This window comes from Echinicola pacifica DSM 19836, from assembly GCF_000373245.1.
GTDB classification, from domain to species: Bacteria; Bacteroidota; Bacteroidia; order Cytophagales; family Cyclobacteriaceae; genus Echinicola; species Echinicola pacifica.
In genome coordinates, this window is record NZ_KB890750.1 from 190431 (window position 1) to 217210 (window position 26780).

General features: G+C 43.3%; 16 protein-coding genes and 1 pseudogene. 5 read left to right on the forward strand and 12 right to left on the reverse strand.

The window, feature by feature from the left end:
• Positions 1–25 precede the first annotated feature (25 nt).
• The 5 genes from B050_RS0111545 to B050_RS0111565 form a co-directional block, all read right to left on the reverse strand.
• Positions 26–1594: a sulfatase family protein gene (locus B050_RS0111545; RefSeq protein WP_026235824.1), complete on the reverse strand. Its 1569-nt coding sequence runs from the start codon at positions 1592–1594 to the stop codon at positions 26–28.
• Between the two features lie 286 nt (positions 1595–1880).
• The gene (locus B050_RS22380) at positions 1881–2939 is read right to left on the reverse strand and encodes a family 43 glycosylhydrolase (protein WP_018474076.1); all 1059 of its coding nucleotides are present in this window, start codon (positions 2937–2939) and stop codon (positions 1881–1883) included.
• A 628-nt stretch (positions 2940–3567) separates the two neighbouring features.
• Positions 3568–5130, reverse strand: coding sequence for a RagB/SusD family nutrient uptake outer membrane protein (locus B050_RS0111555; RefSeq protein ID WP_018474077.1), 1563 nt, complete (start codon positions 5128–5130; stop codon positions 3568–3570).
• A gap of 17 nt (positions 5131–5147) precedes the next feature.
• Positions 5148–8531 (reverse strand): TonB-dependent receptor, encoded by a 3384-nt coding sequence (locus B050_RS22385; RefSeq protein ID WP_169336256.1) that lies wholly within the window; start codon positions 8529–8531, stop codon positions 5148–5150.
• A 137-nt stretch (positions 8532–8668) separates the two neighbouring features.
• Positions 8669–9796, reverse strand: a complete 1128-nt coding sequence (locus B050_RS0111565; protein WP_018474079.1) for a FecR family protein — start codon at positions 9794–9796, stop codon at positions 8669–8671.
• 147 nt (positions 9797–9943) lie between these two features.
• Between B050_RS0111565 and B050_RS0111570 the strand changes: the two genes are divergently transcribed.
• Positions 9944–10483, forward strand: a complete 540-nt coding sequence (locus B050_RS0111570; RefSeq protein ID WP_018474080.1) for an RNA polymerase sigma factor — start codon at positions 9944–9946, stop codon at positions 10481–10483.
• A gap of 463 nt (positions 10484–10946) precedes the next feature.
• Positions 10947–11372, forward strand: a pseudogene (locus B050_RS0111580) (RloB domain-containing protein); the annotation flags it as partial.
• Positions 11373–11459: 87 nt separating this feature from the next.
• Here B050_RS0111580 and B050_RS0111585 read toward each other — a convergent pair.
• The 3 genes from B050_RS0111585 to B050_RS0111595 form a co-directional block, all read right to left on the reverse strand.
• On the reverse strand, positions 11460–12188 hold the full coding sequence (locus tag B050_RS0111585) for a siderophore-interacting protein (RefSeq protein ID WP_018474082.1): 729 nt from the start codon (positions 12186–12188) through the stop codon (positions 11460–11462).
• Positions 12189–12271: 83 nt separating this feature from the next.
• Positions 12272–12901 carry a ferric reductase-like transmembrane domain-containing protein gene (locus B050_RS0111590; protein WP_018474083.1) on the reverse strand — a complete coding sequence of 210 codons (630 nt, stop codon included), beginning with the start codon at positions 12899–12901 and terminating at the stop codon, positions 12272–12274.
• A 310-nt stretch (positions 12902–13211) separates the two neighbouring features.
• Positions 13212–14075, reverse strand: a complete 864-nt coding sequence (locus B050_RS0111595; RefSeq protein ID WP_018474086.1) for an AraC family transcriptional regulator — start codon at positions 14073–14075, stop codon at positions 13212–13214.
• A 462-nt stretch (positions 14076–14537) separates the two neighbouring features.
• Here B050_RS0111595 and B050_RS0111610 point away from each other — a divergent pair, with 462 nt between their 5' ends.
• The 3 genes from B050_RS0111610 (at position 14538) to B050_RS0111625 (ending at position 18343) form a co-directional block, all read left to right on the forward strand.
• The gene (locus B050_RS0111610) at positions 14538–15101 is read left to right on the forward strand and encodes a dihydrofolate reductase family protein (protein WP_018474088.1); all 564 of its coding nucleotides are present in this window, start codon (positions 14538–14540) and stop codon (positions 15099–15101) included.
• 97 nt (positions 15102–15198) lie between these two features.
• Positions 15199–15615, forward strand: coding sequence for an HYC_CC_PP family protein (locus B050_RS0111620; protein ID WP_157492751.1), 417 nt, complete (start codon positions 15199–15201; stop codon positions 15613–15615).
• Between the two features lie 364 nt (positions 15616–15979).
• Positions 15980–18343: a multicopper oxidase domain-containing protein gene (locus tag B050_RS0111625; RefSeq protein ID WP_044202434.1), complete on the forward strand. Its 2364-nt coding sequence runs from the start codon at positions 15980–15982 to the stop codon at positions 18341–18343.
• Between the two features lie 337 nt (positions 18344–18680).
• On the opposite strand, the gene B050_RS0111630 is transcribed toward B050_RS0111625, so the two are convergent.
• The 4 genes from B050_RS0111630 to B050_RS0111645 all read right to left on the reverse strand — a co-directional run bounded on the left by B050_RS0111630 (position 18681) and on the right by B050_RS0111645 (position 26777).
• Positions 18681–20315, reverse strand: a complete 1635-nt coding sequence (locus B050_RS0111630) for a sulfatase family protein (protein WP_018474092.1) — start codon at positions 20313–20315, stop codon at positions 18681–18683.
• Positions 20316–20328: 13 nt separating this feature from the next.
• A complete protein-coding gene (locus B050_RS0111635) occupies positions 20329–21795 on the reverse strand; it encodes a sulfatase family protein (protein WP_018474093.1) in 1467 nt (488 codons plus the stop codon).
• Positions 21796–21864: 69 nt separating this feature from the next.
• Entirely contained in the window at positions 21865–23355 is a 1491-nt protein-coding gene (locus B050_RS0111640; protein ID WP_157492753.1) for a RagB/SusD family nutrient uptake outer membrane protein, read from the reverse strand.
• A 14-nt stretch (positions 23356–23369) separates the two neighbouring features.
• Positions 23370–26777, reverse strand: coding sequence for a SusC/RagA family TonB-linked outer membrane protein (locus tag B050_RS0111645; RefSeq protein ID WP_018474095.1), 3408 nt, complete (start codon positions 26775–26777; stop codon positions 23370–23372).
• Between the last annotated feature and the right edge of the window lie 3 nt (positions 26778–26780).

Genomic DNA, 26780 nt, shown 5'->3' on the forward strand with positions numbered 1-26780 from the left:
AGGGCTTTTATTGCCTAAAAATGACTTAATTAATTATCGTTTTTATCTGCTTCCAGTTGTCCATGCCTTCATTTGTTTGAATGGCCCCGGAGGTACTTCTTCCATCCAAAATGATTTTTTTGAGCGCGGCTTTCATTGCTGCGGCTTTCTCAGGATAGCTCGCAATCAAATTATTCGTTTCACCTATATCTTCCTTCAGATTGTACAATTGCAGGTCTGGCAGGTCTAGGTTGTCATTTTTAATGTCCTGTGGTCTTGGGTAGCTCCATCCCCCCGAATCAGGGCATATACTCAATTTCCAATCTCCCTGTCGGATAGCAAAGGACCCATTAATGGAGTGGTGGACGGTATATTCCCGGATTTCTTCATCCTTCTCTCCGCTGATCAGCGGCAACATGCTAAAACTGTCTTCTGCTTCAGTGTCCTTTATTTGGTATCCCGTGATAGCTGCGCAGGTAGCAAAAAAATCAGTCGTACAGATGACCTTGTCGGAGATGGAATTTTTCTTTGCGCCAGCAGGCCATTCTACAATAAATGGCACACGGTGGCCGCCCTCGAATATATCTGCTTTGGTGCCTCGGAAGGTATAGCTTGGATCATGGTCCACCTTGGCCAATTCCTCAAAATCAGCCTTTGGAGAGCAGCCATTGTCACTGGTGAACACCAGTAGCGTGTTTTCATCTATACCCTGACGCTTTAGCGTTTCTCTGATCTGCCTTACCACATCATCTACCTGCATCACAAAGTCTCCATACATATTGGTATTACTTTTACCCAAAAATTCGGTGGTTGGTAAGATGGGGGTATGTGGTGCCGGTAGCGGGAAATACAAAAAGAACGGGGCTTCTTGTCGGGCATTTTGATCGATAAAATCGATCGCCTTGTCGGTCAGGTCTTGAAGCACATTGGCATGAACAAAATCGTCCGAGGTAGGTCCACGTCTCCATATCCCCTTTTCATCCACCGAAATCGTGGATTTAGTAGGGACCATGGTGGGCATATCATTTTCCACATAGACATAAGGCGCCATATCTAAAGAACCACAGAAGCCAAAAGAATAATCAAAGCCATGTGTGGATGGACCGTTTTGAATGGGTGCAGCATAGTTTACCTGGGGAATAGCGCCGAGATTGTCCTTATTGGCCTTAGGATCTTCTTTCTGGATGGCCCAGTCCCAGCCAAGATGCCATTTTCCCACAAATGCCGTTTTGTAGCCTTGCTCCCTCAGCATATCAGCCACCGTTACCCTTTCCTGATCGATAAGGGAAGTAGAATAGCCACTTAGCACTGAGCTCTTCAGCCTGGATCTCCAATTATACCTTCCCGTAAGGATACCGTATCTGGTCGGCGTACACACTGCTGAGGAAGTATGAGCATCGGTGAATTTCACCCCATTTTCGGCCATATCATCCAGATTTGGGCTTGGGATTTTTCCATTTTCATTGAATGTTCTTAGATCTCCGTATCCCAAATCATCTGCCAGGATATAGATAATATTAGGTGAGCTAGCGGTTTTATCTTGCTGGGCTTTTACGGCCAATGGCTGTAAGGCCATGAGTAAAAAGACGATGGGAATTACTAATCGATGGTTCATTTATCTTTTGGGTTAATGTGGTTTCCTTTTAGGTAGCCATTAGTTAATTACTAATCATTGATAGTTACCAAGGTAAAGCGCTAAAATCAGCACCCTATTCGGTAATTTTTAAGTGGTACGCAGGGATAAATCGATATATTATTTTGCTGACGCAAAGGTGATTTATCCATAATTTGACAATTTTCAGTAGCTATCCAATAGCTGCTTATAATCAATTAATCTATCATTTGGCACAGTTCAGGCCTTATATTATCGTTTTGGAAGGTGAAAATGCTTTCTACCTTGGCTACTCCTTATTAATTTCATATCGAAGCAGGTAAGCTTCCTTCTGTCCCTGGATCATGCTTATGCCCCATCCGGGAATTTTGGTGGCCACATTGCCGTCTTCCAGATGGGGACGATAGAGACCAGGTGCTTTAGGAAGGTTCTGAAGATTGGTATATAGGTTTGAGAAATGCAGTCCATCGGGAGCAAGATTTATGGACTCACTTATGGAGGCTAAGGAGGCCACACCACCTTCTTCCTGCCATATCAAGACCTCGTGACTTTTATCCAGAATGGGCTCCGCATGTTTAGTGAATGGCCCCGTCGGATGCTCCGCCATCGCAACTCCCATTTTGGTCCGCTGAGGTCCTTCCTTGCCATCAGCAAATGAGCGTCCTTTATAGTACAGCCAGATTTTATCTTCCTTGACCAGCATACTTGCATCGTCTATGCGGTAACTATCAAAATCTTCCGCCACACTGCTTATTTCCAGGATAGGAGACTTACTGATGCGCTTAAAGGGTCCCGCCGGACTATCTGCCACCGCTAGGCCCAATGCAGTGATATCATTCACCGAATTATTCTCAAATTCATTATTTGAATTCCCCGGTGTAGGCATTACCCCGGTATAATACATATAATATTTGCCCTCATAAGCGAGGATATTAGGAGTGAAAACTGAATGACTATCAAAAGTCCCCTTTTCCCCAAGGCCAAGGGCCATGCCTTGCTCTTTCCAGGTATGGCCTTCATCCTCGGAAGTGGCATACCAGATCGTCCCCCAATAGCCTGAGCGAATAGGTGCGTCCATACGGGTGTACCAGACATAATAGGTGTCGCCCACCTTGATCACATCGCTGGGATCTCTCCGATTGTACAGCGGATCTTTCCCAATTCCATTGACCTCCTGATAGGAGAAGGTCACAGTATTGTCCTCGACGGCCTGCTCCTCTACCGGATCTGCTGCTTTTTGAGTATTTCCGGAGCTACAACTTGCAAGCATAATCACAGTCAGGCCAATGATTGCTTTTATATAGCTTCGTGGGTGAATTTTTAATAGGTTATTTTGATGCATTTTCATTTGTTTCTTTAAAAAAAGTCACTGATTATTTAAGAGAAATAATGAGGCTTTATCCACTTTATTTCAATTACCAATTATTAATCACTGCTAATCGTATTACTTCTACCTAGATCCTTTTCCAGTCTTATAGAGTAATCCTATGAGTGAGTCAAATATAGATAGAGCAAAGTGGAATGATTATCAGTATTTATTCAAATAGTATGATATTTCACTTATCCAGGCCTTAAAAAGACTTCTTTAATCACACTAAACCCCATTTCCCTTTCTCTGGCTGCCACTTACTCCTATGGATTATTAATTATGGAAAGCTATTAAATTTTGTCCGACTTTACTTTTTCATTCACTCTTCATTCCTTCCAATCAGCTGTTATTGGTTCCTATCATCTACTAATTCTTTGCTCTTTGTTCTGAGAAATTCACAGGTTTTCCTTGCCATAAATTGACCCAATCTATTGGTCCTTTAAGCTTCAACATAGTTCCGCTACCAAGAGTCTCCTTTTCCAGATTAGTAGGGTTTCCCTAGTTTGATATTTCAGGATTTGAAGAAGCCCGGTAAAATTAGCGGCTTGTATTTCCAAGGGAAAACACAGCCGCTAATTCCTATAGTTTCATCATTTATTTGCTGGGTTTAATACCCGGGATTTTGAAGATCTCCATCAGATTCCAAAATATTAATTTGGCTCTGAGGGATCGGCATTAGAATATAATAAGGCTGAATATTCTTTTTGATTTCAAAGGTGGAGGTGGTCGCTGGATTAGGAAAATCCTGAAATGTACTTTTAAAATCCTCCATGGTGCTGACATATCGGTTTTGCCTTACCAGATCAAACCATCTGTGGCCTTCGCCAAATAATTCCCATCTTCTCTCTCTATATACCGCTTCCTGAAAGTCGGCATAGCTCAGTCCAGAAAGAGCCTCCAGACCCGCTCTACTCCTCACTTCATTGATAGCGCTAAATGCAGGGGCTGTAGGGCCATTATTCACCTCATTCAGCGCCTCAGCGTATATCAAAAGGATATCTGCAAAGCGCAGGACTTTTGTATTTACGCCTCCATCATTCAGCACCAATCCCTGCTCAAGGATGTCCTCGACCTCGATATACTTAAATACATGCGGATCAAAACTGGCGGTGGCCCCATCAGGATTAGATAAGCTGGTGAACATCCCCGTTTGGTAGCGCAGATCCTGCGGATCAAAGGAATTTACCAAGTCAGGCGTAGGTCTAAAAAGTGCATTTCCCCGGTAGTTTGCACCTAATATCCCTGTAAGATTCCTCGGGAAAGTGGCAATTCCAGCCAATGACCCTCCCTGGGATACCCCAATTCCGCTTTTCATCTGAGCCTCAAATAAGGACTCCTTACCGACATTGGTCCTGAAAGCATCCAGGTAATTCTCCTCTAATCCATAGCCGTAAGTGGAGCGGTTGTTTACCAGCTCGCTAGCCATATCGGCTGCCAGCGCATATTTGGAGGCATCCTGTAAGGGATAGCCCGCCCATGTCAGGTACACCTTGGCCAATAGTCCGTAGGCGCTGCCTGAAGTGACCCGTCCCAGATCTCCCCCAGACCATTGATCAGGAAGTGCTGCTGCGGCATCCATCAGGTCTTGCTCTATCAGTTCATAGACCTCCACCGAAGGGCTGCGCTTTGCCGCAATCAAGAAGGCATCGTCGAGGTTTTTGATGATGGAGGTGGTCACAGGAACATCTCCAAAATACCTTACCAGATTAAAATAGGCCAGGGCTCTAAAGAATTTGGCCTCACCTACCAAGCGATCTTTGATATCGATATCATCAGAAACCAGGTCTATTACGGCATTTGACCTTCCTATAGTTATATAGTGCTGGTTCCATACATTATCAATTTGACCGATTTCAGCGTTAATATTAAGTTGACTCCACGCCTGCCAGGTAGCATTGCCGACACTTGGATCGGTAAACATATCATCGGTATTTACATCCGTGGTGGAATAGAAATCACCGAAATACCAGCCACCATTACCACTTTGGACGGAGGCATAGATGGCATCCACCGCCGAGATAGCATCAGTGGTGGATTGGTAGAAATTGGCCTCAGTCAATATTGCACTGGGAGTTTCTTCCAGGAAACTTGAGCATGATAATAAAGCAGTTCCACTGATGATTACCAGCCCTTTGGATATGCTTGAATAAACCCTATCTATATTTTTCATCTTTGTTTTCATTAATATTAAAAGCCTATGTTTAATCCCACAATGAAGGATTTTGATTGGGGATAAATCCCCTGATCGTAGCCCTGTTGGGTCACGGAGGCTGATCTGGCGACATCTGGATCATAACCAGAATAATCCGAGAAGGTGAGCAAATTGGTACCGGTGACGAATAGACCTAGAGAACTGACATTTAATCTCTCTAAAAGACTCATAGGAAATTGGTACCCCAAAGTGATGGTCTTCAGCCTGATATAGGATCCATCTTCCAGCCATTTATCCGAAAATCGCATTGGCGCCCTTACCCCGGTAGCCCTTGGGATATCGGTATCAGTATTAGTGGGCGTCCATCTATCCAGCGTCGATATATCATTATTCGACTTCCCATCCAGAGACAATAGATAAGTGTTACGGTTTAGGTTTACAATTTGGTTGCCATGGCTTCCCTGAAAAAACACACTTAAATTCACTCCTTTATAGGTAAAGGAATTAGTCAGACCCCAAAAGTGCGTAGGGATAGCATTTCCTATGACCACCCGATCGTCCGGGCTGATATTTCCGTCACCATTGATGTCCACATATTTCAGATCACCGGGAGCCTGAGTGGCCCCATCTATCGTGAGACTTACATCAGAGCCATAAAGTCCATCCGACAGCCAGCCTCTAAATACGCCTAATTGACCGCCTACTGCCAGAATTTGGCTTCCAGCAGTTTGACCAAATTCACCACCATAACCAGTGTATATCGTGTCATTTTCTGCTAGCGCCAGCACTTCATTTTTGGTATAAGTAAAATTACCCGTTACGTTCCACTGAAAATCCTTGGCATCCAGTACATTGATGTCCACTTCTACTTCCATGCCTGAATTCCTTACACTACCGATATTGGTGGTAGCCGTGAGGTTGGTGGTGCCGACCACAGAAGGTAGGGCTCTGTTGAAAAATAATCCTTGGGTCTTGCGGTTAAAATAATCCACTACCAAGCCTACCTTGCCATTGAAGAACATTCCGTCAATCCCAATATCCGTTTGCTTAGAAATCTCCCAGGTCAAGGCCTGATTGGGTAGATTCAGGGGTGAAAATCCAGTTCTTATGTCCTCGTTAGCGCCAATGATGGCACGATCCGGACCCAGGATACTTAGGGTAGAATATACATTAACACTTTGATTTCCAGACTCTCCATAACTTGCTCTTAATTTTAAGCTTGAAACAGCGTCCATAGAAGCCATAAATGGTTCTTCACTGATCTTCCATGATACCGCTCCCGAAGGAAATAGATTCCACTTATTCCCCTCCGCTAATCGGGAGGCTCCATCATACCTGCCGGTGAAGGTCATCAGGTACTTGTCCTTTAAGCTATAATTGGCCCGAAGGGCAAAGGAAGCAAGCGCCCATCGGGTTGCACCACTATTAGGAATAAGGGCATTGGAGCCGGAACTTAGGTCATTATAGGTAAGATTGTCCAGTACATACCCCTGCGAACTAGCCGAAAAACTTTCATTGATCACTTCCTGCACCTCGGAGATCAGGTTACCTTGCAGCTTATGATCAGTCCCAAAATTCTTATTGAAGTTGAATTGATTTGTACTCACCCAGTTGGTGTTTTGAGAAGTACTTCTGGATGCAAATCCATCATTACTGCCTATTATAAATTTCTTCGTATAGAAGCCGTTCAGGTTGCTCTGTAGACCAAAACCAAAGGTGGATTTGAAGCTCAGCCAATCCTTGATATCGTAGTTTAGGTAAATACTTCCTATCATCTCAGTGGACTGGGCATCATTTACTACGCCATTTAGCAGGGCCACAGGATTATCAAAAATGGGTTCGGGACCATTGGGAATGAAATTCCCATCCTCATCCATAATATCCAGCGTAGGATTGGCCACCAATGCCGACCATACGACATTAGAATTACCAGTATTGCTTCGGGTGGAGCCTCCGGCAGTCACTCCGCTAGTGGCTTGGCGACTTACAGATAGGGTATTTCCAATCGATAGTTTGTCCGTAATCTTCGCATCCAAATTGACCCTAAGGCTGTATTTCCTGAAGGCGGATGTTTTGATTATTCCATCCTGGTTTAGGTAATTGCCAGATAGGTAAAAGCTTAATTTCTCATTGCCACCGGTAGCAGATAATTGATGGGTTTGGGTGATAGCTGAGCGGTAGATCTCATCCTGCCAATCTGTGCCTTCCCCATTATTATGAAAAGCACTTATATCGGCAGCAGAGTACCTTGCCGGATTTCCAATGGCTGCTTCCGCTTCGTTGGCCAGGTCTGCGTACTGACTGGCATTCAATAGGTCGATTTTTTTCCTGAGGTTCTGCACGCCATAATTGCCATTATAACTGATGTTAAATCCTTTTCCCAGGCCTTTTTTGGTGGTAATGAGGATTACGCCATTCGCTCCCCTGGACCCATAGATAGCCGTGGAAGAGGCGTCTTTTAAGATTTCGATGGAGGCTATATCATACGCATTGATGGAGTTGAGATTGCCAGTATAAGGTAATCCGTCCACCACGTATAATGGATCTACACTACTATTGATACTGCCCAGGCCTCTGATCCGGACCTGCACATCACTTCCCGGTTCTCCACTGGAGGAATTTACGGCCACACCTGAGACATTCCCTTGTAAGACCTGACCAAAATTGGAAATAGGTCTTTCTGAGATAGCCTGACTTTTGATCGAAGATACCGCACCGGTCATATCGGATTTTTTGGTGGTGCCATATCCCACGACCACGACCTCATCCAGCCCCGCTTCACTTTCTTCCAGCTGGACGGAGAGGGAGGATTGCCCATTTATATTGACTTCCTTGGAGGTATATCCTATAAAGGACAGGACTAATACGGCATTTTCCTGACTTACGGTCAGGGAAAAGTTACCATCAAAGTCCGCTTGAGTACCATTGGAAGTCCCTTTTTCCATGATATTAGTAAGTGGAAGTGGATCTCCATTCTGGTCGATCACCTTTCCCTTTATCTTCACGGTATCCATTTCGCTGGTGGAGATTTCCTTAGCGGGGAGGACTTTTTTGGCCTCGGCTTTTCTTAATATAATATGTGTGCCATTGATCTTATAGCTTGTGTTGCTGTTTTGAAATAAGCGATCCAATACGGTATCAATACTTTCCTTATTGGATTTGAGGGAAGTTTTGCGCTCCAAATCAACATCCTTGGTCTTATAGACAAAATGAAAATCTGTCTCTGTCTCTATTTTGTCTATTATTTCACTGACTGTGATATTCTTTGCTTCCAGTGTTATCTGGACTTTTTGGGCGTAATTATCATTGGCAAATAAACTAAGGCTGCTTGCAAAAACGAGCAATAATGTTAGCCTGATTTTTAGGTTAATGCGGAATAAAGGCCTATTTATCCTTCCTTCCTTTGGGCTTTTTTTCATACCTTTAATGGTTTGATTATGCGTTGTAACAAATTTCATGATCATTCATTTCTCCGGAAAATGTTGGCGCATTTTCCGGTTTTTTTTATAACTCTTAGGAGCCTCGTGTCTGTACATTATATTTCATATGAGCGTATTTAATTGATAATTATTTTATCATTTTTAATGGTATAATCTATCGCATGGACTTCATTAAAGAATTCCAGAACTTCGGCAATTCCCACTTTGCCAAAACTGGCATTAAACAGCTCTTTGCCTAGTTGCTCATCGCGGTTTTCGATTTTCACATTGAAATGCCGCTCGAGCTTTGTGAGGATTTGGTTGAAGCTTTGGTCACGAAATACGAGTCCACCGTCCAGCCAGGCGGTATATAGGCCCGTATTTACCTTGTCCACCTGGATTTCCTTTCCGTTTATTTCAAATGTACCCCTCTGGCCAGGTAGCAGTTGGACGGCATGTTCCTCTTTTGCATGCTCTCGATGAAGGCCTACCGCCCCTTCCACCAATACCACTTCTATATCCTGATCCTCCTCATAAGAAGATACATTGAAGGCCGTCCCATATACTTCTACCTGAAGCCCATTTACATTGACCAAAAAAGGTTTGGTCTTATCCTTGGCCACCGAAAAATAAGCCTCTCCAGTAAGAAAAACTTCCCTGGTTTCCGCAGACGAAAAGTCTATTGGATAGCGTAGCGAGCTGCCCGCATTCATATTGACCTTTGATCCATCTGATAAGGTAATCTGGAAGGTTTTACCATTCGGAATATTCAATTTATTATATACCAATTCTTTACCAGCATGCGCCTCTGAATAGTCCAGGCCATCCCCTTCTTGCTTTAGGATAAGGCCACCTGCATTATCGGTAAGTACTTTGGACTCACCAGAATGGATGATCTGGACTCTGCCATCTCCCATGTCTAGGGTAATGGTGTCAGCCGGAAGTGCAGCAAGCTCGTCCTCGGCTCCGATATACTGCTTAACGGTAAAAAAGAAACCGATCAGGAGTACCGCCGCAGCACTGTATCGTAACCATGGTGTTATTTTCCTTGCAACTGGCTTTTTAGGTTCCTGGATTTTGGTGAGAGTCTTCTGAAATGCCTGCTCCACCTCATCCTCCAGGGAGGCCAAATTCACATCATTATGCTCCAATAATCGCTGCTGAACCAATGCCTGGTTTGCTGGATCCTTCATCCAGTCCTTCAGTTCTTCGAGCTCGGAATCAGTTATCGTCCCCAATAAAAATTTAGTTATCTTTTCTTCCATTACTATTATTCTAGAAATTCTCTGGAGCTTACACTGCCTTTCAAGTCTTCTACTGATAAATTTTAGAAAACCCTTAAAAAAAATAATTTTATTTTCAATATTTGTAGTACTGCATTTGATAATACACCCACCCATAACCAAAACAGAATGAATGACATTTCTGCAGTGAAGGAATTGAAAAACGGTAAAACCCAGGCTTTTCAGTACTTATTTACCAAATACTATAAGCATTTGGTGGCATTTTTAATGACTTATAATCATGACAAAATGCAGGCAGATGACCTTGCTCAGCAGGCTTTCATCAAGTTATGGGAGGAAAAACATAGGCTGGATGATAAGACCAGTCCCAAAAACTATCTTTTTACCATTGCCTATCATCTCTATATAGATACCCTCAAAAAAGAGAGTCGTCGTAATGAATTATTATACGAAATATGGCAACAAGCCCTCTCCGAACAAGCTCAGGAAGATCCCCTTTTGGAAGAAGAGCGTCTCAATCAAGTACGAGATATCATAGATTCTCTTCCTTCAAAATGTAAAACGATTTATCAAATGAATAAAATGCAGGGGCTTAAATATAAGGATATCGCAAAGACGCTAGGAATATCGGTGAAGACCGTGGAGTCTCAGATGCGTATCGCCTTCCTTAAGATAAAAGACAGGATAAAAACCGAAATTCATATCTGAACTTTCGGAGCGGTCAAGGAAAAACAAACCCTTTCATTTGAGGCAGAAAATTTCAGTCATCTTGAAGATTATTTTGTGATCACCACCAAAAGTGGTTTTAGGATTTTGAAACTAGGCCTAATCTATGGTGCTAATGCTTCGGAAAAAACTACAATTCTTCAGGCCCTATTTTCTTAGAGATTTGATACTTGAGCCGGAAGAAAAGAAAACTAATCCTCTTAAATTTTCTCCGTTTCTTTTTGATCAAGAAACGCCTAAAAATCCTACTATACTGTCCATTGAATTTCTACAGAATGAAATTAAATATTCCTACACAGTAGAATTCAATAGAAATGCAGCCTTAAAAGAGGAATTGAATCATTATAAATCAATCTGATGCCAAATTTCATATAAAAGCTGAAATCCCACAAAAGAAGGAGCTATCCTACCAATACGATAGAATTTAACCCTCTATAATGACTATGATGAGGTAATTTGGATTACGGATATGGACGTGATCTTGAAAGAGACTAGTGAAACAAAGAAAGGTCAGGAAACAGCCCTACACAGGTTCATTAGGTATAAGGATAAACTTACACTAAAGTCAAATGTCACGGTCATTATCAATCAGCCCTGTATAGAGATTTGGTTATTGCTTCATTTTGAATATACAGGTGCTCCTTTTGCCAATTGTGCAAGCGCAACACGTCGTCTTTTAAACCATATGGAGGATTATTCCAAATCTCAAAAATACTATACCAGAGAGGGTGATGATATCTATATCAAACTGAAGGAATTTCTCCTTATTGCCATACCGAATTCCCAAAAGTTTAGAACCTTTGACATGAAAAATCCAGATCGGGCCTTTTCAGGGATGAATAAATTATTTGAAATTTTGGGCTTAGTTTAATAGGAGATAGCTACAGAATATTACTTCTTTCAGAATCCTATCAGAGCTATGATGGAAAAGGATATCCAATCGGTGACCACCGTTAATCTATTCCAGCCCTTTCTTTTCGGGATTCCAGAAGGGTTTGGTCTTTATTTGGTTTGGGAGCCAATGGAGCTCTTTTCTGAAATAATGGGTCAAATCTATGCATATCCTGCTGTCTCCCGCAATATAGACTATGGAATTTACTGATAGCTGAGGCACGATTTCCTTCAATTTAGATATTATTTCCTTGCTGGCATTGGCTGGCAGCTCGTGGAAAGCCAAGGGGCTGCTCCCATCAAGATCAGGAAATAAGTCACTTTTATCAGGACTATAAATGAAGCTTTCGACTTGCTTCCCTTGCCCGATGTTCCGATGGATCATATATAGGTGAGAAAGTGCAGACAGGTCGCCTATCATCAGGTAACTGTCGGCGCTGGCGTCGGCCAGGAACTTGCCTTTTTTCCATTTGAAATAAACCGTATCCCCCACCTGGCATTCCTTCGCCCATACGGAACCTATTCCATTACTATGAGTCGCAATGGCCAGGTCCACATAGCCTTCGTCCTTATTGATACCCCATACGCTGTAGCTTCTGATCTTGTCCTTCATTGACAATTCTTCCTTGCCTATACCTATGCCCAGTCTTAGGAATGAACCTGCTATAAAATCGGTTTCCCGAATGCGATCACTTTGAATGCGGACTCTAATGGCGGACTGTGAAAGTGCCGCCTTTTCTATGATTAGGCCCTCCTCAAGTACGATTTTCTTTATAATATTTTCTATGAAACTCATTTCTACTGTAAATTTATTAGAGGCTAATGCAATAGTTTAGCACCACTTTTCGGCTTAAAAATGTGCCCAAAGAATAGTGCTAATTAGCTGACTTTTTGATGTTTATTCCGCGTACGGAAGCCAATAATTTTGTCCTTGATAGCTGGGATTCTTATGATAAAGCCCAGGCCAATTATTATCCCGTAGATCAACCATGTTTTTTCGATAAGTATGATATGGAATAAGCTTAGTGCAGCAGCGATATAGGCCAGGCTTTGTAGTTTTTTCCATTTGCTTTTTAGCCTTTTCATGGACTTCCTATTGGAGGTCAGGAGTAAGGGGACTAAGATCACTACGGCCACAAAGCCTGCGATATAGTTCACTTGAGTAAAAGTCTCCAAAAATCCCTCTGCCCAAATGAAAATAATTAGATGCAAAATACTCCATACTGCTGTGGCAATGCCCATAGCCTGCCGCACGAATAAGTTGTTGGAGCCAAAGAGGATAAAGAAAGGAGTGCAGGTAAGTACTGCTGTCATCCATCTGATCGCAAATTCCCCGGATATATGATATAACATCGCCACTGAAGATCGGCTTTCCTCTCCTGCCTCGTCCAGCGGTACCTGCATGAGTTCACCTGGCAATTCGCTTATCATTTTTATGATGATAAATAAAGGTAAGATCGCTAAAATGGTGACAATGATCCAGCCGTAATTTCTTCTAATAAAATGCATATATTATTTCTTAAATGTTCTGCCTCTCCAGCGCTAAGTCCCAGCACATATTGAACATCAGCTTTGTCCAACTGCTGCAATGGGCATTTTTAGCAATAATTTCTTTCAAAGGATTATTGGTCATTAAAATTTGGGGAGTAAATTCTGAATGTTACTGGCATATTTTGCTACAAAGTTCCCCAATGCTGCTGGCCTAAAAAAGGTAAATCCCTTCATAAAAATGGTAAATATGAAACCAATAGGGTAAACCACAAAAAAAGAAAGGCTGATAATAAAGTATAGGAAATAAAACCTTTATACAGGCAAGACTCTAAAGTGAGGATTTGAATTCTTTGGGGGATTGCCCGGTTTGTTTTTTGAAAAACTTGGTGAAATTGGTGACTTCATCGAAGCCAGTTTGAAAGGCTACTTCCTTTAGGCTCTTTCGGCTGCTGAAGATGCTACGTTTGATTTCCAAGGTCACGTATTGATCAATAAAATGCTTGGCAGTATTTAGCGTTATTTCCCTCACCACCTGGTTGAGATGTTTTGGAGAGATGCTCAATAGATTTGCATAATCCTTAACATTTCTCGTTTCAGAGAAATTTTGCTCCACCAAATTTTTGAATTTTATAAAAAGGGCCTGATGCTTTTGGTTTAACTTTACCGACAGTTCCCCATGCGCTTGCCGTTCCAATCGCAACAGGTATAATTCCAGGATTTTTGCAACTATTTCCTTTTGGGCATAGCCATTTTGCTGTTGAAGCTCACTGGTGATTTGTTCCAGGAAGGAGTCGCTGAAAGTGATGTTCTTCACCAAGGGTTCTGAAATATGATAGTTATATAAATGGGAAATAAAATCAATCGACGACTTCGAGAAATACCGAAGCACAAAATCCTCGGTAAACACGAGTAGGTAACCATCATAGTTGGAATTCTCCTGAAAAGCATGCACCTGCCCTTTGGCGATTTTCAGCACAGTCCCAGCAGTTATCTCATATTCCTTCAGGTCCACATGGTGAAGCCCCGCTCCTTCGGTCACTACCAGAAGTGCAAAAAACGATATTCTATGCGGCAGCTTAGGATTATGATTAGGGTCATTTTCTATTCGGGAGAATAGTTCTGCCAGATGCAAAAACTCTATATCTGTGGCTCCTTCAGCGCTTTTGAAAGATATATCAGGAATGGGATCCAAGGAGAATTTCTTTTATTGCCTATATTAATTGGTTAAAAAACCCAGCCCAGCCTGTCGATTGAGGCTTAGCTCAGTAGCAGGATGTTGGCTGTGGAAGGACCAAATTACTAATTTCGCCTGGTATTAATACATCTCCTCTACCCTTTCTGTAATTTTTACAATGGACTTGACCCAGTATAAATCCCTCTTTTGTATTCCTTATGGTCTGGAAAAGAACTATTTGGAGGAAGAATGAATATTCTAAGCAAAAATGAATGGATAATGATTAATGGGGAAATGGTGTCTGCCAAGGAACCCAAATAGCTATTATGCCGTAGAGATTTTAGCCTATGGAAGGTCTTAATTATGTACGGGCAAGGTTTCCAATTCGATTTTTGGAGTACTCTTGATGCTGGGGCCAGCGATATAGATTTGGCACAGGGGATTTGATTTTTGGGTAAAGCAAAATAAAAAATTACAAATATGAAATGTTCGGTTTTTATAGCCACGAGTACAGATGGGTATATTGCCAGGCCTGATGGAGCTGTGGATTGGTTGCACAGTGCTGGAAATGGTCAGACGATTGAAGGGGATAAAGCCGATATGGGTTTTCAGCATTATATCTCTTCGGTGGATTGTATGATCATGGGAAGAAAAACTATGCAGACGATCTCCAGCATGGATCTATCTCCCGACCAATGGATATATGGTGATCTTAGGATCATCGTCTTAAGCCAAAGTCTAAAGGAAGCTCCAGAAAACCTCCGGGATAAGGTGGAACTCTATCATGGAGATCTACAAGACCTCCTTGCCTCTTTGGAAGCGGAAGGCTTCCACCACGCCTATATTGATGGTGGTGCCACGATTCAATCCTTCCTTAGCTTACAACTCATTAATGAAATGACCATCACCTTAGCGCCTATTTTACTTGGAGAAGGAATACCTTTATTTGGTAAAACAGGAAAGGATATTCATCTGCAACAAGCTGAGTCCACTGCCTTTGCCAATGATTTTGTGCAGGTGAAGTATAAGGTCAATTATAAATAAAAGAATCAAATGGCAGTAATATCTTTTTCTATTATTATTTCTAACTAATCAAAATTCTCCCTTTTGGCTTTGCCCATAATTTTCTAGATTTACATTAATGAGAAATTCAGTTTCCATATTATTAGCTATTTTATTGCTTTTCGCCAACATCGGTGTGGTCAAGAGCAGTCATATATGCATGGGATCTGAAATGTTGAAAGCGGTAGGGCTATCCGCCCAGGATTTGGACTGTGGAATGGAGCATTCCCCAAAAAGCTCCTCTTCCCCTTTTGGCGAATTCGAGGAGGCTAGTGATTGCTGCAAGAATCAATTTGAACTGATGCATTCTGAGACCGATCAGAATCTGAAGTTGATCTCCACCTATTCGCCTCAATTGATTTTTATTGCGGCATTTACAGCTGTTTTTGTTTTTGGACGGGATACACTATCGGAAAGCATCGCTTCTCCAATCTTTATCTCCCCACCTCCTATTTGGCGGGATTATACTGTCCTATTCCAATCTTTCCTTCTATAGTTTACCCCCATCACTGGAGGGCTAGAACTCTTTTCCTCGCTACCCATTGGAGTAGCTGAATCGCTTGTGGTTTGCCTCTGAATAGTATTCATGAGCCTCTCATTTATGGGCGATTACATTCAAATCTTAATATTAGCTCCCTTTTGGGAATAGCTATTCTAAGATAAGACCCATAGAGCCATTCCTTTGGAATCCTTAAAATCGTAAAGGCTCATTGCATTCCTAATAGAATCTATTCCATTGCGCCAGCGAATGAAAAAGACCAAAGGAACTCCGGATTTCCATAAGAGCCCCTTTAGTCCAGGCATAAGGACTCCCCTAGCAGCATTTAATGATTTTTATAGCAATTTATAAATTAGAAGAAATGAAACGAATAATTAATCCCCTTATACTACCAATGGCAATAGTCAGCCTTTTGGTGATAGGAATGTATAATGCTTCGGCGCAGGAACTTCCATCGGATACGGCCACCTTTTCTCTTACCATCCGTAAGGATATGGTCTCAAAAGCTGGGAAGTCAGTGCCCGCCATGACGGTGAATGGAGGAATTCCCGGGCCTACCTTGACATTCCAGGAAGGTGGCTATGCGGTCATCTATGTGACCAATGAGATGGATGTGGAAACCTCCGTGCACTGGCATGGCATCCTCCTTCCCAATTTTTTTGATGGAGTGCCCTATTTGACCACTCCACCTATCCTACCCGGGGAAACTCAAAAATATGAATTTCCACTAAAGCAGGCGGGTACTTATTGGTATCATTCGCATACTATGCTCCAGGAGCAAAGTGGAGTTTATGGGTCTTTTGTCATTGAGCCCAAGGAAAAGACCTTGGACTATGATTCGGAATTAGTCATCCTACTCTCTGACTGGACCAATCAAAAACCCGGGAATGTCATGCGAAACTTAAAACGTGGAAATGAGTGGTACACCATCAAAAAGGGTACGTCCACTCCTCTAAATCAGGTGATTGGTCGTGGGGCCTTAGGTGCGCAGCTGAACTTCTGGAAGCAGCGGATGGAAGGAGCGGATATCGCTGATATCTATTATGATGCCTTCCTGAACAATGGTCAGGAAACGAGTCATTACCCTGATTTTGCTCCTGGAGAGAAGGTTCGTTTGCGCTTTATTAATGGCTCTGCCTCCTCCCAGTTTTGGTTGACTTTCGGGGGTGAGGATCCTTTATTGGTTTCGGCGGATGGTTTGGATATAGAGCCTATCAGCCGCAATAAAACCTTTATTGCGATAGCGGAGACTTATGATTTTATTGTCACACTCCCTGAATCCGGCAAGATAGAAATCAGCGCCATGGCTCAAGATGGGTCTGGGAAGACCAATGTGTATTTAGGAGAAGGAGATATACTCGCTGCTCCGGAGCTTCCGCGTCCGGACAAGATTGGGATGATGATGAAGATGGCCAAAATGGATATGAAAATGGGGGCTCCTGCAATGAAAGCTAAACCCTCAGAAGAAAATCCCAAAGCCATGATGGATAAGTGGGGTATGCAGATGGATAAAGAAGGAATGCAGAAAATGGACATGAAGCAGAAGGGACAGTCCTCCGCGATGGATTCTGAAATGAATGACTCTCGTGATAAACCTATGGATCACTCGAAGATGGACCACTCAGCTATGGATCATGGAAAATCACAGGCTATGGACCAGCAGAATACGATGGAGGGTAAAGGCCATAAAATGCCCGGAATGGAGATGTTTTCTGAGTATAATTATGATTATCTAAAATCGCCTGAGAAAACAAACTTTCCAGCTGATGAGCCGGTAAATGAGGTACTCCTGAATCTAACCGGCAATATGTGGCGCTATATCTGGAGCATGAATGGTGTCCCACTTTCAGAGGCGGATAAAATAAAAGTCGAAGGTGGAAAGGTAACCCGTATCACCCTGAATAACCTTACGATGATGCATCATCCTATGCACTTACACGGCCATTTCTTCAGGGTAATCAACGAAAATGGGGACTACTCCCCGCTGAAGCATACAGTAAATGTACCGCCAATGCAAAAGATCACTATAGAATTTGAGGGCACAGAAGAAGGTGATTGGTTTTTCCACTGCCACGTTCTCTATCATATGATGGGAGGAATGGCTCGCGTGTTCTCTTATAATAGTCCGCGTGACCCTAGATTAAAAGGTTTCCCATTGAAAAAGCTCATTAATGAAAGTGATGAATATTTCAGCTGGGGAACGGCAGAAATAGCTTCCCATTTTGTGGGGCTCAACCTAGTTTCTTCCAATATCAGAAATCAATTTAATGTGAATGTTGAATATGGTTTCAATAAAAATTTTGAAGCAGAGCTGAGTTATGAGCGATATATCTATGATTATTTCCGAGTCTTTGCCGGACTTAATATGGAGAATGAAATCCCAGAAAGTATGGATGATATCGGTGCTTCAGCGGTGGTAGGGATCCGATTCCTTACGCCATTCTTATTCAATTTAGATGTGCGCCTGGATCATAAATTGCGAACAGAGTTGCGCATTGACCGTGAAATCATGATTTTTCCTCGTACGAGCATCTTTGGAAGTTATGAGTACCAGATGGATTTTGGATGGACCAATAGCCTTCCGGAGACAGGTGAAGACTCCAGCTATAAAGGAGAGACCACCTGGTCCGCAGGAGCTAGCTATATGATCTCGCGAAACTTCTCCATTATGGGAAGCTATGACAATCGATTTGGTGCAGGCGGTGGCTTATCGCTTAGGTTCTAGGCTAGCTGCCCGCAGCCTATCGTGGTTGGCTTCATGTCCTTGGATTTATACTAAATAAGTCCTAAATACAGCAAAAAAATTGGAAGTTTTAAGGTGATATCTTTAAGGATGTGGAAGGTGTAAATAATTCATATACCGTTGAATATTAATTATTTAATCCTATTATGAAAACTATTTTATAACCGCTATCCCTGGCTTGCTAGCCCTGGAAAAATTCTCGGCAAGCCAACAGCTGATAGGTATAAAAAAAGGGCTAAGATTCAGAATTTCCTGAATCTTAGCCCTTTTTTATTGGTATGAATTAAAGACAAATAGCTTTAAACCTATTTTCCCAATCCTATTTATTTTTATTATATGCTTCAAGATAGGCATCCAGGAATTTCTTATCATTTGCATCGCTATCCCCATATTTTTCACGGAGTTCTTTTAGCCGCTCATGCATTGTCGCTCTTACCTCTGCGTATTGTGGATCTTCATAGATATTATTCATTTCCTGAGGATCTTTTTCCAGGTCATACATTTCCCATTCATCGATATCATAATAGAAATGCATCAGTTTATAGCGATCAGTGGCGACCCCATAGTGTCTTTTGACCATATGGACGGATGGGTATTCGTAATAGGTATAATATACGGCATCCCTCCATTCGCTACTTTCTCCACTGACGAGCTGTCTGAAAGATTCACCTTGCATCTCTTTAGGGACGTCCACGCCAGCATAATCAAGGAAAGTGGGGGCAAAATCCAGGTTTTGCACCAATTTATCAATGGAAGTGCCAGGCTCTATTTCCTTAGGATAGCGTATTAGGAGCGGTGTACGGAAGGATTGTTCATACATAAATCGCTTATCAAACCAGCCATGCTCGCCAAGGTAAAAACCTTGGTCAGAGGTATATACGACGATTGTATTTTCGGCCAAGCCATTAGCTTCCAGATAGTCCAGGACTTCTCCTACTCCATCATCCACGGATTTTATGGTGCGGAGATAATCCTTGATATACCTATTGAACTTCCAATTGGCGATTTCACGTCTTTTCTCAGGGCTGAAGGTGGCCTCATCACCTTGTCCAAATGCTTTTTTGAATGCTTCATTTTTCGGATCATAGGCTGCATTCCATTGCGCCAGCTGCTCTGGAGTAAATCTGGCAAGCTCCCTATCGAAGCCCGTGCTATCCCCATAAGGGTCAATCACCATTTTGAAATCATGTCCCCACATAGCCTCACCGTCGATTTCCATCTCCTGAGTACGTGCGGCAGTGCCTCTACCTGCATATCCTGTTTCCTGGTCATAGAAATTGGAAGGTGGAGTAAATTCCTGATCATCATATAAAGTCAGGTACTCCGGAGCTGGTTTCCAGTTTCTATGTGGTGCTTTCTGGTGGTACATAAGGACAAATGGTTTGTCCTTATCACGTCCCTGATCCAGCCATTTCAAGGTCTCTTCCGTGGTAATATCCGTTACATAGCCTTCGAATCTTTTCGTTTCGCCATTCACCAAAAAGTCAGGATTGTAATAATGACCTTGGCCAGGCAGGACCATAGAATAGTCAAAACCAGTCGGCAATCCATCGAGGTGAATCTTTCCTATCAGCGCAGTTTGGTAGCCGTTTTTCTGGAGTAGTTTGGGGAAATTGTCTTGCTCCCAATCGAAAGGCTGGACATTATCCACCTTCCCATTCACAAAACTATGCTTACCTGTCAAGAGCACTGCTCGGCTTGGGGCGCATATGGAATTGGTGACGGTAGCGCGTGTAAAAATCGCCCCTTCATTGGCAATTCGGTCAATGTTTGGGGTTTCGTTAAGGCCATGGCCGTAGGCGCTGATCGCCTGATAGGCATGATCATCTGCCATGATGAATAAAATATTCGGTGGACCTTTTTCCGTTTTTTCCTCAGTTTTGTCCTGGCAAGCCATTGCCATAAAAGCAATGAGCGCCGCCAATACGGGAAGCTTGAGCTTAGTTAGTTTCATATCTTTATAATGTTTAAAAGTTAATTATTTTTCCTGCTTCACGGCGATTTTTACCGGGCTGGTCAGTGAGCTCATCGCCTAGATCCTCACGAACATGATTAGCCAATTCTATCAATTCATTCACTATTTCCGGATTCTCCGATAGTACATCGTACCTTTCTCCAGGGTCGCGGCGAAGGTCATATAAAGCCATCTCTGCGCGAAGCTGCTGCGTCTTGCCAGGCAGCCCGTCGGTGCCCGGTGAGGAGCCTTCATAGGTTCTGTGGCTATGGGGAAATACTAACTTCCAGTTGCCTTTCCGAACCGCCTCGAGTGCATTTTTTTGATAATAATAATTGAATGTTTCCCGAGGATTAGCATTTTCTTCATTGCGCAGCAAGCTCAAAATACTTACTCCATCAATCTTCTCTTCCGGAAGAGAAATACCAAGAATCTCTGCAAAGGTAGGAAGAAAATCGATGGTAGAAGCCAGTTTATTGTTTACAGTCCCATAAGGAATTTGCCCCGGCCAGCTCATAATGCAGGGTACGCGCTGCCCTCCTTCATAGCTCGTACCTTTACCCTCTCGCAGTCCGCCAGCTGAGCCTGCATGAGTCCCGAAATTTAACCAAGGGCCATTGTCAGAGGTGAAGATCACGAGGGTATTGTCCACCAATCCCTGGTCCTCCAGGGCTTTCATTACCTGCCCCACAGACCAATCTATTTCCATCACCACATCACCGTAGAGTCCTTGTTTACTTTTGCCCTTAAATTTGTCCGAAACCGCCAATGGCACATGGGGCATAGAATGGGGAATGACGAGCAAAAACGGAGAATCGCTATTCTCAGAGATAAACCGGACCGCTTCCTCGGTGTATCGAGTGGTCAGCTCCGCCTGGTCATCGAGATTCTCGATGACACTATATATGGTGTCACCAGCCATCAGCGGCAGTTCGGGAAAGCTAGCTTTTCTAGCGTGAGTTTCCTGAGTGGCTAAGGTCATCTCATAGGTCCATTTCCACATATCATTTGAGTAGGGTAAGCCTACGAACTCGTCGAAGCCTTGCTGCAAGGGCAAGAAAGGCTTCAAATGGCCTAAATGCCACTTGCCAAATAAGGCTGTTTTATAATTTCCCGCTCTCTTCACCACTTCAGCGATGGTTTCCTCCTCAGGATTAAGACCTATGCTGTCAAGGGGGCTAAGGGCGCCACTTAAGCCTAGTCGATTCGGATAGCAGCCCGTTAGGATCCCTGCTCTCGATGCGCTGCACACTGCCTGAGCGACCTCAAAATTTGTGAACCGCATGCCTCGGGCGGCAAGCTGATCCAGGTGAGGTGTCTCTAAATCCAGCGCACCATAAGATGCCAAATCACCGTAGCCAAGGTCATCCGCATAGATGAGGACTATATTTGGCCTGCTATGCTGCTGAGCATTGACTCGAAGGCTGACCGCCAATAAGCTGCAAATTGCTAAGAAAATAATTTTATAATGAAGGTACATAGGTCGTGGGATAAGCCATTTCGGAAAGGGAGGTAAATCACCTTTCCGAAATGGTAATAAAGAAGTCACTTAATACCCTGGATTTTGGGTTAAAGCGGGATTTAGGTCAATTTCACGTTGAGGAATAGGCATCAGCACCATATAGTCTTTGATATTTTGGGCTATTTCCACCTTATTAGTTTCCGCCACACTCGCTTCATACGCGGCATGGTCTTTCATCCGCTGAATAAATCGTCCTGTGCGCACCAAGTCAAACCATCGATGGCCTTCCATCGCCAGCTCCTTATTACGCTCTTCATAGATCAGCTCGCGCAGCTCATCAGCAGGCATTCCAGATACATTATGCGTGGAAGAGTTATAGGCTCTTTCCATTATTCGATTTAGCTGCATTGCGGCAGGTTCCGATTGCCCTATTTCATTTAGGGCTTCGGCATACATCAATAGAGCATCAGCATACCTGATCACATGCATATTTGCATCGCTATTATTGGGATTTGGCTCATTTTCCTCCCAATACTTGGTATAGATAGGAATAGTAGAAGTATGGATGGACCCATCGATAAGGCTTACGAAGTCTGTCCTGAAGGTTCCCGCCTTCCTTTCATCATCCTCGGTGTACCTGTCATATAGGTCGCGTGTTGGGATATCAGCTTCATTGGAGTTTACCAGGCCAAGTACCGCAAATCCACCCGGCAAGGAATATTTCGGACCTTGAAGCACCATTGCCCCATTCCCATTTCCTGGAGGATCCATAAATTCAACACTTAGCACCATTTCCTTCCCGGTTTCAGTGGCTGGATTCCAATTGTCCCTAAAATTCTCGTGTAGGCCATAGCCGTATTCTGCCTCATTATTTATCACCTCTGCCAGCTTCTCCGCTGATTTCGAAAACTCCTGCTGGGTGAGATAAACCTTGCCAAGCAAAATTTTTGCGGCTCCTTTGGTTACTCTTCCGATATTATTGCTGCTATATACTGCGGGCAGGCTAGCTTCTGCATCGCTAAGATCGGTTATGATCTGGGCGTACACCTCTGCTGCGGGTACTCTGCCTCCAAGGGCATCTTTTACTGATTCTAACTTCAGTATCATAGGTACATCGCCATAAAACCTCACCAGATTAAAATAATACAAGGCCCTGAGGAATTTGGCCTCGCCAATTAAGCGCGCCTTAATTTGATCATCCATTTCTATAGATGGGATATTGATTATGGCTGTATTAGCCCTAGCAATACCAGAATAACACTGTAACCACATCTCCCGAGTAAATTGATTTTCTGAAGTATGCCTCAGGAACTCCAGGTTTTGGAGGTACTGATTGGGCATTCCCAGGCCATTTTTCTCGGTATCTGCTGGTAGTTCATTTAGAATGAACATATTCCTTTCATACAGATTATATAATTTCTCATACACAGCGGCCACAGCGGCTTCCGCATCGGACTGGCTGCTATAGAAATTATTGATGACAAATCGGTCTTCGGGCGATTCTTTTAAGAATTCATCCATGCAGGAAGACAGACTCAGGGTGATAAAAACTATTAGGATATAATTTATATTTTTCATGATCAGTCTGTTCATTATTGAATATTCACTTTTGCACCTACCATAAATGTCCTCGACTGCGGATATCCGCCGAAGTCCTCACCCAACTGCAGGTTGGTGGCTCCTCTATAACTTACCTCAGGATCATAGCCCGTATAGTTGGTAAAAGTGAAGAGGTTCTGCCTGGTAATATATAATTTCAAGCCACTCAATACTTTCGATTCCATCTTAGGGAAGGTGTAGCCAAAGGTCAGCGTCTTGACTTTGAGATAAGAGCCATCCTGGATAAATACATCACTGAAGACCGAGGACCTGTTGGTGGTGGCTTTTGGATAGATGCTGCTGGGATTCGTCGGTGTCCATCTATCCAATAATTTTGTGTACACATTTTGTCCCCCAGAAGGCAGCAGCAGCTCCATTTCATTATAATTAAAGATATCTCCTCCATAGGAAAATTGCGTAAAGACGTTTACCTCAAATCCCTTATAGGAAAAGGTATTGGTGAAGCCCCCAAAGAAATCAGGGTTTGGGTCACCCACGATGGTTCTATCATACGTGGCATTTACCAATCCATCGGGCACGCCATTTGGCCCGCTGATGTCCAGGTATCTTCTGCCTCCTACCCAGTTGGTAGGCCCCACCGGCCCTGCCGATAGCTCTTCGGAACTTTGAATGATTCCATCCGCAGCATAGCCATAAAATAGACCTATGGGCTGCCCTACTATCAAGCGATGCACCGATCCCGTTTTGAGGTGACCATCATCAGACCCTACATCCTTATAGTCTTCGCCTCCGAGTTCTATTACCTTATTTTTGTTGAAGGAAATATTGAAGGAAGAGGTCCAATGAAAATTCACATTGGAGATTATATCCGCCTCAACCATCAGTTCTACCCCTTGGTTTTGTACACTTCCGATATTCTGAAGGGAAGAAGCAAAACCTGATACATAAGGAACTGCCACATCATAGATCAGATCGGTTGTCTTCTTAAAGTAATAATCCGTGGTGAAGCGCAGCCTTTCTTCAAAGAAACCGAAGTCCAAGCCTATATCAAATTGGGAGGTTTTTTCCCATTGCAAATTAGGATTTGGGATGGAATTGGGATAAAATCCAGTTACCAATGCGCCTCCTATAGTGTAAGTAGTATTGGACAGTGTGGGCAGGGAATTATATAATCCGATCTCCTGATTTCCTGTGATTCCGTAGCTTAGTCTCGCCTTCAAGTTAGAAAATGCATTCATATCCTTGATGAAGTCCTCTTCAATCGCTCGCCATGCGACAGCGCCAGAGGGGAAAAAAGCGTATTTATTATTATCACCAAACCTGGAGGAACCATCTATTCTTCCATTGAAGGAGAATAGATACTTTTCTTTTAAGTTATAATTGACCCTTCCCAGATAAGATACCAAGCTCCATTCGGTTTTTGCAGACGAGGGCTGGTTATAGGTAGAACCTGAGCCTAATGAATTTTCCTTCAGCACGTTATTCACAAAAACCTGTGAAGAAGCTCCAACTGCCTCATAAAAATTCTTCTGAAAGGTAATCCCGGCCAGCACAGAAAGTGATTGCTGATCATCGATCTTTTTATTCCAGTTCAGGGTGTTTTCATTCAGCCAGTTAGTGGTATATCCACCATTAATACGGGCTAGCGCCACTCCACCGGATTCAAAAATATTGGAGGGGATAAAGGTGTCAAATTTAGTATTTACCAAATCCGTTCCAAAGGATACCTTGGCGGTCAGGTTGGGAACAAATTCCCATTCTCCATATATATTACCTAGTACGCGGAGCATTTTGCTTACCCTTACCTGCTCCTTTGCGGAGGCTATAGGATTGGCGTAGATGATTCCGGGACTGTTTACCTGCGTATATTCACCTAATTCCTCATTGGTATAAACTGGTAGAATAGGATTAAACTTCATTGCCCCCGTGACCACGCCTCCAGCTCCGCCTGCATCGGTAGGCACTGCATTTGAGTTGGTTTGACTTAGATTTAAGTTAGTACCTACCTTGAATTTGGTATTGATATTTCTGGATAGATTTACTCTACCAGAATACCTTTTGAAGCCCGAATTGATAATGACTCCTTCCTGATTGAAATAATTACCAGAGATGGAATAATTGGTCTTCTTGTCCCCACCAGAAAAGGATAATTGATAATTCTGTATCGGGGCAGATCGGAATAGCTCATCCTGCCAGTCAGTACCCTGAGGATTTGACTTCAGGTCAGCCAGCTTATTGCTATCATACACAGGACTTAGGCCATCATTGGTATAGGCTTCATTCACCAGATTGGCATAATCGTAGGCATTCATCACCTCAATATTCTTGACCACAGACTGTACCCCATAATATGCATCAAAGGAAATCTGATCTCTCCCTTCTTTACCACTTTTGGTGGTGATTAGCACCACTCCATTCGCTGCTCGAGCACCGTAAATCGCCGTGGCTGAGGCATCTTTGAGAATTTCTATGGATTCTATATCGGCAGGGTTGATGGTCGATAGTCCACTTACCTGAGCATTTCCGCCAGTCTCTCCATATCCAGATCCACTATACACAGGAAAGCCATCGATGACATATAGGGGCTCATTTCCGCCTTGAAGAGAGCTAGATCCCCGTATCCTAATCGAAGCTACGGCGCCAGGCATACCGGAGGTTTGGGTGACCATCACACCAGATGCACGCCCCACCAGTCCCTGGTCAATAGAGGTGATGGGGGTTTGCTGAATCTCGTCTGCTTTCACAGAAGATACTGCGCCGGTAAGGTCGCTCTTCTTTACCGCTCCATAGCCGATTACCACCACTTCATTCAGGGAAGAGAGGTTGTCGGTGAGCACTATATTGATCTCTGTCTGATTGCCCACCTGTATCTCTTGTGGGTCGAAACCTATGAATGAAACCACTAGCACTGGATTATCGATTTCATCAGGTATCGTGAGTTGATAGAAACCATCCAAATCCGTGGAAATCCCAATAGAGGTTCCTTTCACTATAATGGTGGCTCCAGGCAGGCTCTCCCCATTGGCTTCGGTCACCTTTCCGGAGATTTTTTTATCCATTTTTATGGAATAGGCTTTCTGGGGCTCCTGCTTGACAGGAAAATATTCGACTTGCTGGCTTTTAGAATAAATAACAATATACTTATCCCTAAGCTCTTTAAAATCGGCTTCCAGAGGTCCCAAAAGCGCTCGTAGTCCCTCCTCCATTTGACCAGAAAGAGGGGGAAGCTCTACCATCTTACCATCTAAAAGGTCCGTCCTATATAGGAATGAAATTCCATAATGGGCGCCAAATTTCTCCATGGCCGACTTGAAGGGCATCGCCTTTCTCGTCTCATTGGGCTGCTGATCTGTGGGATCATCTTGGTTATAGGAAAGAAGGGATTGGCCAAAGCCATTCACTCCATTCCCCATTACCAATAATCCTATCAGTAAGGTCATTGA

Coding starts and splice junctions, on each gene's coding strand:
- B050_RS0111545 (WP_026235824.1), bottom strand. CDS start 1,594: ATGAACCATCGATTAGTAATTCCCATCGTCTTTTTACTCATGGCCTTA.
- B050_RS22380 (WP_018474076.1), bottom strand. CDS start 2,939: ATGAAAATGCATCAAAATAACCTATTAAAAATTCACCCACGAAGCTAT.
- B050_RS0111555 (WP_018474077.1), bottom strand. CDS start 5,130: ATGAAAAATATAGATAGGGTTTATTCAAGCATATCCAAAGGGCTGGTA.
- B050_RS22385 (WP_169336256.1), bottom strand. CDS start 8,531: ATGAAAAAAAGCCCAAAGGAAGGAAGGATAAATAGGCCTTTATTCCGC.
- B050_RS0111565 (WP_018474079.1), bottom strand. CDS start 9,796: ATGGAAGAAAAGATAACTAAATTTTTATTGGGGACGATAACTGATTCC.
- B050_RS0111570 (WP_018474080.1), top strand. CDS start 9,944: ATGAATGACATTTCTGCAGTGAAGGAATTGAAAAACGGTAAAACCCAG.
- B050_RS0111585 (WP_018474082.1), bottom strand. CDS start 12,188: ATGAGTTTCATAGAAAATATTATAAAGAAAATCGTACTTGAGGAGGGC.
- B050_RS0111590 (WP_018474083.1), bottom strand. CDS start 12,901: ATGCATTTTATTAGAAGAAATTACGGCTGGATCATTGTCACCATTTTA.
- B050_RS0111610 (WP_018474088.1), top strand. CDS start 14,538: ATGAAATGTTCGGTTTTTATAGCCACGAGTACAGATGGGTATATTGCC.
- B050_RS0111620 (WP_157492751.1), top strand. CDS start 15,199: ATGAGAAATTCAGTTTCCATATTATTAGCTATTTTATTGCTTTTCGCC.
- B050_RS0111625 (WP_044202434.1), top strand. CDS start 15,980: ATGAAACGAATAATTAATCCCCTTATACTACCAATGGCAATAGTCAGC.
- B050_RS0111630 (WP_018474092.1), bottom strand. CDS start 20,315: ATGAAACTAACTAAGCTCAAGCTTCCCGTATTGGCGGCGCTCATTGCT.
- B050_RS0111635 (WP_018474093.1), bottom strand. CDS start 21,795: ATGTACCTTCATTATAAAATTATTTTCTTAGCAATTTGCAGCTTATTG.
- B050_RS0111640 (WP_157492753.1), bottom strand. CDS start 23,355: ATGAAAAATATAAATTATATCCTAATAGTTTTTATCACCCTGAGTCTG.
- B050_RS0111645 (WP_018474095.1), bottom strand. CDS start 26,777: ATGACCTTACTGATAGGATTATTGGTAATGGGGAATGGAGTGAATGGC.